Here is a 13,707-nt window from a genome sequence, read left to right as displayed (position 1 = left end):
TGGTAAAAGATTACTGTAAATATTATTAAGGGATTTCTAGAAGATAAAAAATATTATAGAGTTGGATTTATGCAGAATTTTAAAGAAAATATTCTTGAGTAAATTATAGGGAATTTAGTTGAAGTAGATGTTAATAAAAGTGAATATAAAAGAAATGAATCCCTGCAAGGGAAGTTGCAGGGATTCATAAGGGTATTGTCGAGAATGTCGAACTCGACAAAGTAATCTTAGCATGAATTTCTTGGGAAGAAACCTGGTAAATGTGTCCAAATGAATGTCTAGTATGGGGGCTATAAGAAACCTTTCAGACAAAGTCAAAGAGACCTACTTCCCGCAGCAGGTCCCTTTAACTAGATAATGTTGATGAGCAATAACCCATCTGGAGTACTTTTATCGTAACAAATGGAAAGGGTTTTGTGTATTGAGAAAAAATTTTAAGCAGACATTTACGGTAGCCATATATATGTCGAATTTTTACGCTTGTGTTCAATTCATAGAGTAATGAAGGAATAAAAAAGACCTGCAAGTAAGAAGCAGGTCGTAAGAAGGGGCTTTAATCCAACAGATTAATTAAACGTTATCAATTGTAATGAATGAAGTCCATAGGTTATATGTTGAGAAACTTTATATGAAAGATATTAACGTTTTGTATTCTTGAAAAAGAGATTGAAAAGAGATGTGAAAATCTTCCTATACGAGAATAAAGGTCTATATTTATAAAGAGATTCATATTTCCAAGCATCACGATTAGAAACCTGGAGTTGTTTATTCGAAGAGCGAAAAACAATTAGATTATTGTTGCGTTTCATAAATAAACCTCCCTTAATTTGATGCGGATATATTATGGGAATGAATCTGTAATTTGTGTGAGAAATAGTTTAAATGAGAATCTTTTCTTTTCATTATCGTATTGAAATTTCCTTTTCATAAGTATTTGGTCTGTTTTTGAAGTACTGTAACCCATAGAAACCAACTAGTATTCCAATACTTATTAAAATCCAGATGGAAGAGAAAGAGAGAATGATAAGAAAACAGACAATCAAACTTAAAGAAAGAATTTTGTTAAAGAGACCTGGTAATAATTTATATGCTGCAAAGATTCCACAAATGGCATTACAGATAAAGAAAGCATTTGCAATGGCTACAATTTGTTCTACTGTAATGAAATCGTTATAAAGACAGATAAATACAATGGTATGTATGCCGATTAAGAAAAGTAAAGAATAGATTGATACATTCGATTTCGTACGATAGGAAAGTGTATATAATTTCTTTATATATTTTGCTTCGGAAGCGATAAGACGCGAGACCCCGCCAACAACTAATAAATATGTACTCATGCAAAGAACGGTAGTAATAAAGGCGATAAGAGGAACAGCAAACTCTCCAAATAAAGTAGCTAATATGGCTGTTATTCGTAAGTCTTCTTGATGTGAACTGGGAATTACAATCCATTGTGTGGCGCCTGCCACGACAAGACAAACAACCGTTACAGTAAGTGTGCTTATCGTAATTGCTTGTGGGATGGTTTTTTTTCGATTTTTGACATCCATACTGTAATTCCCAATAATCTCCCAACCTACTAAAGCCCAAAAGAGCAATAAAATACTATATCCAAAATCTCCAAAAGAAAAAGATGTTTGAACTAGCTGTTCCGATCGAAAATGAGGGATAGAACCAATTCCACCGCTCAATAAAAGAACAGTTGCAGCTGTTGAAAATACAAATGATATTTTTCCAATAGATGATATATCTAATAATAAAATCAATACACAAAGGCACATTAAAAGAAAACCAATTCCCTCTAATGGAACTTTAAAGTTTGAAAATAAAGCCGCTATATATTGACTGGCTGTCATAAGAACAGCTGTAGGTCCTAGACAACCTGCTATGATAAAGAAAATAGAAGTTAATTGCTTCATAGAAGGTCCAAAAGCTTGATCTACCGCATGTGCAACCCCAGATTCACTAGGGAAGAGAATACTTAACTTACCAAATAAGGAAGCGAATAGAAAACCAATTCCCATAATAAGTAGCCAAGCGATAATGGCATAATCTCCAGTTGTTTTGTAGATCAGTGGAGGAAGTAAAATAATCCCAGACCCTAAAATTGGACCAATAATTAAACCGCTGAGCAGTACTGGTCCTAATTTTTTCTTTCTCATATATGTATACATCTCCTTTTGAAAAATTGTGTTTCTTCTATTGTAATTCGAGTTTATCTATCAGTAAAATAGATATATATGAAGTTATTAATCGGAAATTGCGATGTTAGAATGGAGAGATTGAGATGGAGATTCGGCATTTAAAAACATTTAAAACAATTGTTGAGTTAGGAGGATATACATGGGCAGCCGACTATTTAGGATATGCACAATCTACTGTAACAGGGCATATTCAAGCAATTGAACAAGAAATGGGACAGCCTTTATTCAATCGATTAGGGAAAAAAATGGTGTTAACAGATGTAGGAAAGCATCTACTGCCTTATGCAAATGAAATGATTGCTTTGTCTGAGAAAGCAAAACAAATCCCAAGTGTGGATAATGAGATTACTGGAAAAATTGTAATTGGTGCCCCAGAATCATTAACAATTTACCGCTTGCCCTCTATTCTTCATGAATATAAAAAGAAGTATCCAAAAGTAAAAATTACATTAAAAGCTTCAACGTGTCGGGAATTGAGAAATGATTTAAAGAGTGGAAATATAGATATTGCTTTCCTCTTAGACACTGAGCGTCAGGAAGAGGATTTACATATTGAGCAACTTGTCATGGAGCAAATGGCATTTGTTTTTCCAAAAGATTACACTGTGACACAAACAGATTCGCAAGATGTCCAATTTTCTCAAGAGGAAACGTTTTTGTATACGGAACGTGGTTGCAGTTATCGAGCATTTTTTGAGCATTATTTACAAAGACAAGGCATTCAGCATGAAAGTACATTTGAATTTTGGAGCATTGAGGCGATAAAGCAATGTGTCATGTGCGGATTAGGAATTTCTTTATTACCAATTATTACGGTTGGGCAAGAGCAGAAAGACAAGAAACTACAAGCTGTTATTTTAGATGAAGCAAAGTTTGCAACACAACTTGTATATCATAAAAATAAATGGTTTTCTCCAGCTTTACATGAGTTTTTAATGATTATTCGTAAGCATGTGAAGGGATGGAGAGAAGTAGAGAGTACAGTAACTTTTAACTAATGATATAATATTAATAGATGAAAGACTAAGAAAAGCAGGTGAATCTTTTTTGTTTACAAAAGCACAAGAACTTTTAGCTTCCTATTTTGGCTACTCGTCATTCCGTAGAGGGCAGGATGAAACAATTAAAAATGTATTGGCTGGAAAAGATACAGTTTGTATTATGCCAACAGGCGGTGGCAAATCAATTTGTTATCAAATTCCAGCACTAGTATTTGAGGGGACGACATTAGTTATCTCACCTTTGATCTCACTTATGAAAGATCAAGTAGATACATTAGTACAAAACGGGATTTCAGCTACATATATTAATAGTTCTATTTCAATTACAGAAGCAAATCAACGAATCCAATTAGCGAAACAAGGTCATTATAAGTTGTTATATGTGGCGCCGGAGCGTCTTGATTCAATGGAATTTGTAGATCAATTAATTGATATGAAGATACCGATGATCGCAATTGACGAAGCCCATTGTATTTCGCAGTGGGGGCATGATTTTCGTCCAAGTTATTTACATATACATCGTATATTGGACTATCTTCCAGAAAAACCACTTGTACTTGCGTTAACTGCGACTGCAACACCGCAAGTGCGTGAAGATATTTGTCGTACGCTAGAAATTGATCAAAAGAATACAATTATGACAACGTTTGAACGGGAAAATTTATCGTTCTCAGTAATCAAAGGACAGGACCGAAATGCATATTTAGCGGATTATATTCGTCAAAATAAAAAGGAATCTGGAATTATTTATGCAGCGACAAGAAAAGTTGTTGATCAGTTGTATGAAGATTTATATAAAGCAGGCGTTTCAGTTGCACGTTATCATGCTGGAATGAATGATCATGATCGAAATGAACAGCAAGAGCGATTTTTACGTGATGAAGTGAGTGTTATGGTAGCGACATCTGCATTTGGTATGGGGATAGATAAATCAAACATTCGTTATGTGATTCATTATCAACTCCCGAAAAATATGGAAAGTTATTATCAAGAAGCAGGACGTGCTGGTCGTGATGGATTAGATAGTGAATGTATTTTGTTATATTCTTCTCAGGATGTACAAGTGCAGCGTTTTTTAATTGATCAATCTACTGGGGAATCACGTTTCTCAAATGAACTTGAAAAACTGCAACATATGACAGATTACTGCCATACAGAACAATGTTTACAATCATTTATTTTAGAGTACTTTGGAGAAGAGCCGAAAGAAGATTGTGGACGCTGCGGGAATTGTACGGATGAACGTGAGAGCGTCGACGTTACGAGAGAATCACAAATGGTCTTATCGTGTATGATTCGAACAAACCAGCGATTTGGAAAGCAAATGATTGCACAAGTATTAACGGGATCAAAAAATAAAAAAGTAATTGAATTTAATTTTCATACATTACCAACTTACGGTCTTTTATCGAACCGTAGCGTAAAAGAAGTAAGTGAGTTTATTGAGTTTTTAATTTCAGAAGAATTAATTACGGTAGAACACGGGACGTATCCAACCTTAAAAGTGACAGCCAAAGGGAAAGAAGTATTACTCGGAAATGAAAATGTGTTACGGAAAGAAAGAGTAGAAACAAGACAGATTGTAGGGGACCATCCACTGTTTGAGATATTACGTGAAGTGCGGAAAGAAATTGCACAAGGAGAAGGCGTACCACCGTTTGTTATTTTCTCTGATCAAACGTTAAAAGATATGTGTGCGAAAATGCCACAAAGTGAAAATGAATTACTACAAGTAAAAGGAATTGGGGAGCATAAACTTGCGAAGTATGGTTCCCACTTCTTACAAGCAGTTATTCATTTTATGGAACAAAACCCAGATTACGCTGAAACAATGAAAATAGAAGTTGTTACGGAACGAAAAAAATCTGGAAAAGCATCAGCAAATTCTCACTTAGAAACGTATGAAATGTATAAACAGGGAACCGAGTTAAGTACAATTGCCAAAGAACGAGACTTATCACGCCAAACTGTCGAAAACCACTTAATTCGTTGTTATGAAGAAGGTATGGAAGTAGATTGGCCAAGTTTCGTTCCAGCAGAATACGAATCTCTTATTGAATCAGCAGTACAACATGCAGAAGGCGGATTAAAATCTATTAAAGAACAACTTCCAGATGAAGTGAGTTACTTTATGATTCGTGCATATTTACAAATAAGAAAATAGAGAAGTATTAAGGGGACAGGGAAATGCACTATGTTTTTGTTTATGGCACTTTAAGAAAACAACAAGCAAATGCCCATTATTTACATGGGGCAACATGTATAGCTGAAGAAGCATGGACTCATGGGAAACTATTTGATACAAATCAAGGTTATCCTGCAATGATTCTTTCGAGTGATAATAAGGTATATGGAGAAGTATATGAAGTAAGTGATGAGATTTTAAAAAAGTTAGATGAACTTGAAGAATATACAGGTAATCCAGAAAAAGATTTATATGATCGGATTACACAGACCATCTATTTTGGGGATAGAAGTATAGGGGCATATGTCTATATTGCACAAAATGACGGGATGTTACAGAGACTAATAATTACTGGTGATTGGGCGAGTTATCGAAATTGAATCGATAAGGGAAGTAAGGAATTATCCCGTATACATGCATCGTTGCAATTCTTTAGAAACCAATTCTAGTTCATCAGAAATCGATAAATTTATATCAAAAACGCCATTCTTTCTGTATATTTCTACAAAAAGAATAGCGTTTTTTTTCATTATGTGGATAGAAATTTATCCCGCATTAATGGGCAGTAAGACCCCCACCTCAAAATTCAGCAAAAGCAAAGAAGTTAGGTGGGGGATCAACTGCCCGTAAAAGCCCGATTCGTTCAACTAATAATCAGTGGGGGATGAAGACAACCCCCACTGATTAAAGTTTCACTTTATATTATCTTGATAGTGATGGGGCGAGACTCCATTATGTTAAATCGATAATATAATGATACAATTGACAAAATACGCGATATTGTTATAATAGTACACTGTTATATAGGTAACAAAATATTGTTTTTTTAGCGAGAAGGGTGTGTGATTATGAAACAACATAATGAAAAAATGAGTGGAAAAGATCAAAAAATTAAAGTTGAACGTGTACAAACTGGCATTAGAATGGAAAAAAGAATGGTAAAAGTTTTGAAAGCGATGGCAGAGTATCATGATATTTCACTAGGCGTTCTTCTTGAAAGAATAGTTCTTCATGCTTTTGAAAACAAACCTGTATTTAGCCAAGAGAGTCTTGAAAAGGTTAAAGCTATAAAAGAAGTTTATGATATGGATTATGGTTTAGAAATCAGCCGTAGGTGGAATGATTCGGAAAATTAGAGTGATTATTTTTAAGTGCATTATCATCTAGATTTCTTGAAAACAATCCGTGAAATAAAGAAGCTAAATAAAATTATCAGGAGCGATATGAAATGAAATTTAGCACATTAACAATATTTGACAATTACCCCGATCAATTATCCCGAACTTCTAGACAATTCTATAATGAGGTATTGGAGCAAGCCATTCGGGCTGAAGAAATGAATTTTGACGGAGTATGGTTTACAGAACATCATTTCTCAGATTTTGGTATTAATCCCTCTCCAGCAGTTCTGCTCGCTGCGGTATCTCAAAGGACGAATAGAATTCGCCTTGGTGTGGGTGTTTCAGTACTTCCATTACACAACCCTATACGAGTTGCTGAAGATTATGCGATGGTTGATCTTTTATCAAACGGAAGATTAGATTTGGGGTTAGGTAGTGGATATGCACAGAAGGAATTTGATGGTTATAATATTTCATTGGAGGACAAAACTGAGCGTTTTAACGAATCTCTAGAAGTGTTACGTAAGGCGTGGTCAGGTAAGCCTTTTTCCCATCAAGGAAAGTTTTTTCAATACAATGATCTTAAACTTAATGTCCAGCCAATACAAGCTCCGTTTCCGCCTCACTGGATTGCAACCTCTAGTGAAAAAGGTGTTAGTCATGTTGCTAGTATGGGAAGCAATTTCATGGGCCTTGGGTTTAGTAAATCACGGGATGAATTAGCAAAGCTGATTGATACATACAAAAATATGTATCTGAAATCAGGATACGGTAATCCAGACCAGTTGGAAATCCCTGTTGCATTTCATGTTCATGTTGGTGAAACATATGTAGATGCTGAATCCAATGCAAAAGATCCTTATCAACTATTTATGAATACTCCGCGTGGGACGAATATCTCATATGAAGACCTTAAACATAAATTCAATCCAGTAATAGGAAGTCCTGATGAAGTTATTAAACAAATTCAGTCCTACAGGGAAATAGGTGTTACGAATTTTATGGCAGTAATGAATTTTGGTGGATTAGAACATCATAAAGTGCTTTCATCCTTAGACTTATTTGGCAAGTATGTAGTTCCAGTATGTAAGTGAAAAATTGATAGGACCAATTACACTTCAAAAAAGATGGTTTTATTTACTCCGACTGGGAATTAATAGCTTAATAAGTGAATTTAGCATATAAATTTCATATTTGATGGCGATGGGATTTTATTTATGCCTTTATCTATTTTATCAATGAACATTTTTGTACGAATGTTTATCGTATAAAAGAAAAAAATTAAATAATGAATAGTGAAAAAAGGCGGAATTTTTTCTTGTATTCTTATATTTTAGAAAATTCCAGCTCGAACTATTGACTTTATAAATGTATTTTTTATACAATTGTATCTCGACTGAAAAATTCGAACGGACAGGAGGGAATCAGCATTATGAGTACTATATTTGAAGAAGAATTACAGCGGATGAAAAAAACTTTATCTACAATGGATGAACAACTAGACAAATTGGAAAAAATCCCAGTTTACTATGGCGAGGATTTTAAAGAACAAATACTTGAAAGTATGAGGGAGTCAAATCGGCAAAACCTACGTATTGGTGTGCAAGAACCATACTTTGGGCGATTAGATTTTCAGGAGGATGGACAGCCAGAACCAAACCCGATTTATATTGGTAAAGTAGGTGTTTCTGATGAAGAAACGATGAAACCAATTGTTATTGACTGGCGCGCACCTGTTGCTAGTATGTTTTATTCGTTTACTGGTGGTGAAGAACTGGCTTTTTATCATTCACCAGATGGCTTAGTAGAGGGCGATGTGTATTTAAAAAGGAACATTGCTATTCGCAAAAGAGAACTGGAACGTGTTGTTGATACATATGTAAAAGGAAGTGAAGATGTATCTCTTGCAGATGATTTCCTTCTATATCGATTAGGTGAAAACAAGGATAATAAATTAAAAGATATCGTTTCGACGATACAATCTGAACAAAATGACATTATTCGTGCAGAGAAAAACATGCCATTATTAATTCAAGGGGTTGCAGGAAGCGGAAAAACAACAATCGCTTTACATCGCCTTGCTTTTTTAATTTATGAATATCGCGAGCAGCTAGAGGCAGAGAGAATGATTGTATTTGCTCCAAACAGTTTGTTTTTAGATTATATTTCTAGTGTACTTCCTGAACTTGGTGTAGGAAATATTAGGCAAACAACATTTCAAGATTGGGCGCTAAATACATTAGATGATGCGGTGAAATTGAAAGATACTGACGAAAAGTTGAAAGAAGCTTTTTCGATAAATCGCGATGATGAAAAGGTTATGCTCGGTAAATTAAAAGGAACGATGAAATTTAAGTCATTTATTGAAGAAAATATTGTTCAATTTGAAAAGAATTTATTACCAACAAAAGATTTTGAGGCATGGGATAAAGCATTTATTACAGTAGAAGAAATTAGAAAATGGATGCAAGTGGAATATAAGCACTATCCATTAAGGAAGCGTAGAGAAAGATTAGTCGGCCGAATAAAGCGCTGGATTGAGATTGAACTTAAAAAGTTTGAAGGAACAAATGAGAAAAAAGCATTAAAAAAAGAAGCTACAAAGAGATTAAATGCCTATATGAAATTTTGGCCTAAAATGAGCCCGTTATCATTTTATAGTTCGATGATGAAGCAAAAAGAAATATTGGAAGTTTTACCTGAAGAACTTGTTCAGGAAACAGAAAAAAATTGTCGTAAAAAAGAAGTGTATGTAGAAGATTTAGCACCTCTTATTCATATTCACCATCGATTAGCAGGTATCGAAATCGGGCAAAAATTCCACCATGTTGTTATAGATGAAGCACAAGATTTTTCACCATTCCAAATTTATATATTAAAAGAAATTACAATGGGTAACTCGTTTACGATTTTAGGTGATTTATCGCAAGCAATATATGATTATCAAGGGATTGAAGACTGGAATGACTTTAAAGAAGTATTTCAAGAAACCGGTTATTATGAACTGACGAGGAGTTATCGTTCTACAAAAGAAATTATTGAATTTGCAAATGAAGTCATTAAAAATGCTGAAATTCCAGTAGGGCTCGCAACCCCTGTTTTCCGTAGTGGTGAGAAAGTAAAGATTATTTCTACGGACAATCAATTTGCCGCAATTGTAAAGACTCTACAACATATGCAGAGTGAAAATGTGAAGACGATTGCTGTTATAGGAAGAACAGATGATGAATGTCGTGATATATATGAAAAGTTAACAGCTACAGGAATCACTGCTAACGTCATCGAAGCAAACCAAAGTAAATATGAGGGTGGTATTTCAGTTGTACCTGTGTATTTAGCAAAAGGGCTAGAATTTGATGCGGTACTTCTTATCGATGTTGATGAAGTACATTATAAAGGTACAAAGCATGATGCGAAACTATTATACGTTGGCTGCACGAGATCTCTCCATGATTTACGGATTTTCTATTCTGGGGAAGCATCACCTTTAATTCAAGGAATACAAGAAGAGTTTTATGAAAGTAAATAATAGATGTTTCAAGAGGATTTTCAAGTAATGGGGTAGCACCCCATCGTCATCAACCTAACGAAATTAAATACCCCCAAAACGAAAATTTTCTTTCTCTACAGTTAGTTCTTTTGAGAATGCAGCGTATTTTTTAGTTTTAGAGAATAATGAATTTCTTAACTTAACGGCTATGAGTGCTATCTCCTATAGTGAATATTTTTTTAAGCGGTTCAGGAACAAACATAGGCTGTGGAGAAGAATTTCTCCACAGCCTAAACTTCTTAATAGGAGCAGTTTTTAGTATGTCTTGAGTAAAAACTTTGATCTCTTCATGTATAAACTCTGATGAAATACGATTCCTGATTTGTTTCCTCCACAATCCATTCTGCCATCATATAAAGTAAAAAAGAGATAAGAACACTGTATGAAGTATAATTTCTCTCCTCGAATATATATTCTTGGCCCACGTAACCGGCTACTAAAAGAATTACCTTCTTCAACCGTTTTCCTTTAAAATATCCCATTCATTATAAACATTAATTTTTTCTAGAATAATTGAATTTAAATAACGGATTATCGACATTAAATTATGTAATTTTGCATAATGTTACATAAATTCGGCATTTTCTCTTTTTTTTGACAAGAATAGACAGTATACTTTTTACAAGTTTAATATTTCAGAAAATTATACGAGGTGAAAAACATGAAAAATAAAAAAACATTAGCTACAGTTGCATTAACAACAGGATTAGCTTTAACAACTGTAACACCATATGGACTAGGTCATGCGGAGGAAACAGATCAACTACAAGTTCAAATGCAAGAGGATTCGTTTCGTACAGGTGAACTTACACGACCATCACAAAAGGCACCAGAAAATGTAGTAAAAGATGCTCTTAAGGAGAAGACAGAGCAAGCTTTGTCTCCAAAACAAGTTAATGGAGAAACGGGAGTAGATTATAAGGTTCTTCAAAAGCGTGGTTCTTATGATGGAACTACACTTGTGCGTATGCAACAAACATATGAAGGAAAAGAAGTATATGGGCATCAATTGACTGCACACGTAGATAAAAAGGGTGTTATTAAAAGTGTTTCAGGAGATAGCGCGCAAAATTTAAAACAAGAAGATTTAAAGAAGCCTATTAATCTATCACTAGAAGAAGCGAAACAATATATTTATACGAAGTACGGCAATGATATCAAGTTTATTTCTGAGCCAGAAGTAAAGGAAGTTATTTTTGTTGATGAAAATAATGGACAAGCCAGCAATGCATACCAAGTTACATTTGCTGCTGCAACACCAAACTATGTATCTGGAACCTATTTAGTGAATGCTCATAATGGTGATATGTTAAAAAATATGGTACAAGAATCAGATTTAAAAGCAAGTGAAAAGCTTGTTGGAGCCTTAAAGGAAAGTAGAAAAAGCAATCTTACATCATTAACTGGAACAGGAAAAGATGATTTAGGTATATCTCGTACATTTGGTATTTCTAAACAAAGTAATGGGAAATATGCACTTGCTGATTACACTAGAGGGCAAGGAATTGAAACGTATGATGTGAATTACAGAGATATTACTAAAGAGGAAAGCTATTACCCTGGTACACTAGCAACTAGCACTTCAACAACATTTAATGATCCAAAAGCGGTAAGTGCTCATTTCTTAGCAACAAAGGTATATGATTTTTATAAAGATAAATACAAGCGTAATAGTTTTGATAATAAGGGACAAAAAGTAGTTTCAGTTGTACATGCCTGGGATTCTGAAGATACAAATGATCCGAAGAATTGGCAGAACGCATTAAGTGCTAATAATGGTAGCATGCTTGTATATGGAGATCCTATTGTAAAGGCATTTGACGTAGCAGGACATGAATTTACACATGCGGTTACATCTAGCGAATCTAATCTTGAATATTCCGGAGAATCTGGTGCGATTAACGAGGCGTTATCTGATATTATGGGAACAGCTATTGAGAAATATATAAACAAGGGGAAATTTAACTGGACAATGGGAGAACAAACTGGATCAGTTTTCCGTGATATGGCAAATCCATCTTCAGTTCCTTCTTCAACTGGAGTACCGTATCCAGATGATTATAGTGAATTTAACGATTTTAATGGATGGGATAATGGAGGTGTTCATTTCAACTCAAGTATTATTAATAAAGTTGCGTATTTAATTGCAAAAGGTGGCACTCATAACGGTGTAACTGTAAAAGGTATTGGCGAGGATAAAATGTTTGATATTTTCCATTATGCAAACACTGATGAATTAAACATGACTTCTGGTTTCTCCGAATTGAGATCGGCATGCCTTCGAGTTGCAGCAAATAAATATGGGGCGAACTCAACTGAGGTTCAAGCAGTTCAAAAAGCTTTTGATGCAGCAAAAATTAAGTAAGTAAGAAATATAGTTCTTATCCGTATTGATGGACTCAACACATAATGGTTGTATAAGCAAGAGGATAGGCCAGGTTCTGCTATTGTTTCGACAACATTATGGAAAGTTAGATAGTACCTTAGGTACTATCTAGCTTTTTACAGAATAAAATGTCGGAAAGTTTGTTTTTTTGTTATAATATTAATATAATAGGATGAAGAATATTATGGATACACATATAATAGCAAAAGAAGAAATAATAACATTATTAAGCAGTTGGTATAATGCAATTATTTCTCAACATATAATAAAAGCTAAACACTTAAAAGAAGAGATTGATAGAAATATTCATAGTATTGAAGAAGACTCTAATATCTCTATCTATTATTCCCTACTTAACTTTAGATATAATTTACTGGTTTGTGATATAGATGGTTCTAAAGACTGTCTAGAAAAGATTGCTCCATTTCCAGAACAAACCGAAACATTTTTGAAATATTATTATCATTTCTTCAAAGCTATTTATGCAATTTCAGTTGGAAATCATAATGAAGCTAAAGAACAATATGAGAAGGCTGAAAAACTCTTAGCAACTATTCCAGATGAATTAGAAAAGGCTGAATTTGATTACATGTTTGCAGTATTCCATTATCAATCCTTAAACCCGTTGTTGGCTGCTAAATATGCTAATAAGGCAAAAGAGGTATTTTCGAAGCATACAGGATATGAAATGAAAGTTGCTTCCTGTCAAAACACCATAGGACTTGCTTGTACTAAACTTAGGCTGTATGAAATTGCTGAGGAAAATTTCATTTCAGCTCTTAGAATATTTGAAAAATATGGCGAAGAACAATTAATAGCTAAAGTGAAACATAATTTAGGATTATTATATGCTGATCAAAACCTTTCAGAGTTAGCGATTAAGTATTTAAAGGATTCCTTAAAAAATAACCCTAAAACTATGTTTTTATTAGCTAGGGAATACTATAAGTTAGGAGAAAATTTTCTTGCTGCAGATCTAATTGAACAAGGATATAACCTTACAAAACTTAAAGAATATAAGTGCCATTTTGCTATCTTAAGAGAACTGAATAAGGGAGCAGAGATTGAGGAACTAGAGAAAGTTATTATGACAGGAATATATTACTTCAAGAAAGAAAATCTATGGGGTCATGTAAAAGAATATGCTTCAATTCTTGGAAATAAATTCTATGACCTAAGCAATGATGAAAAAGCCAGTAGATTCTTTCACATTGCCCTAGATGCTGACAAAAAAGATTTGGAGAAGGGAGCCTAAAA

General features: G+C 34.1%; 9 protein-coding genes. 8 read left to right on the top strand and 1 reads right to left on the bottom strand.

The window, feature by feature from the left end; genetic code table 11:
- Nucleotides 1–902: 902 nt before the first annotated feature.
- Complete coding sequence (locus C568_RS0101960; protein ID WP_018780631.1) at nt 903–2,165, bottom strand: APC family permease; 1,263 nt, start codon at nt 2,163–2,165, stop codon at nt 903–905.
- A 125-nt stretch (nt 2,166–2,290) separates the two neighbouring features.
- On the opposite strand from C568_RS0101960, the gene C568_RS0101955 reads away from it, so the two are divergent.
- From C568_RS0101955 to C568_RS0101920, 8 genes are all read left to right on the top strand, one after another.
- On the top strand, nt 2,291–3,205 hold the full coding sequence (locus C568_RS0101955; RefSeq protein WP_018780630.1) for a LysR family transcriptional regulator: 915 nt from the start codon (nt 2,291–2,293) through the stop codon (nt 3,203–3,205).
- A 49-nt stretch (nt 3,206–3,254) separates the two neighbouring features.
- Entirely contained in the window at nt 3,255–5,372 is a 2,118-nt protein-coding gene (gene recQ, locus C568_RS0101950) for a DNA helicase RecQ (protein ID WP_018780629.1), read from the top strand.
- Between the two features lie 23 nt (nt 5,373–5,395).
- Nucleotides 5,396–5,773 carry a gamma-glutamylcyclotransferase family protein gene (locus C568_RS0101945; protein WP_018780628.1) on the top strand — a complete coding sequence of 126 codons (378 nt, stop codon included), beginning with the start codon at nt 5,396–5,398 and terminating at the stop codon, nt 5,771–5,773.
- Between the two features lie 468 nt (nt 5,774–6,241).
- Nucleotides 6,242–6,529 carry a hypothetical protein gene (locus C568_RS0101940; RefSeq protein ID WP_003197969.1) on the top strand — a complete coding sequence of 96 codons (288 nt, stop codon included), beginning with the start codon at nt 6,242–6,244 and terminating at the stop codon, nt 6,527–6,529.
- A gap of 92 nt (nt 6,530–6,621) precedes the next feature.
- Nucleotides 6,622–7,608, top strand: coding sequence for an LLM class flavin-dependent oxidoreductase (locus C568_RS0101935; RefSeq protein WP_018780627.1), 987 nt, complete (start codon nt 6,622–6,624; stop codon nt 7,606–7,608).
- A gap of 338 nt (nt 7,609–7,946) precedes the next feature.
- Complete coding sequence (locus C568_RS0101930) at nt 7,947–10,043, top strand: HelD family protein (RefSeq protein ID WP_018780626.1); 2,097 nt, start codon at nt 7,947–7,949, stop codon at nt 10,041–10,043.
- 682 nt (nt 10,044–10,725) lie between these two features.
- On the top strand, nt 10,726–12,429 hold the full coding sequence (locus tag C568_RS0101925; protein WP_018780625.1) for a M4 family metallopeptidase: 1,704 nt from the start codon (nt 10,726–10,728) through the stop codon (nt 12,427–12,429).
- Between the two features lie 205 nt (nt 12,430–12,634).
- Complete coding sequence (locus tag C568_RS0101920; protein ID WP_018780624.1) at nt 12,635–13,705, top strand: Rap family tetratricopeptide repeat protein; 1,071 nt, start codon at nt 12,635–12,637, stop codon at nt 13,703–13,705.
- The last annotated feature ends 2 nt before the right edge of the window (nt 13,706–13,707 follow it).

Origin of the sequence: Bacillus sp. 95MFCvi2.1 (assembly GCF_000374965.1) — a bacterium.
GTDB classification, from domain to species: domain Bacteria; phylum Bacillota; class Bacilli; order Bacillales; family Bacillaceae_G; genus Bacillus_A; species Bacillus_A pseudomycoides.
The sequence above is the reverse complement of the archived record's forward strand: the minus strand, read 5'-3'. Positions and strand labels throughout refer to the sequence as shown.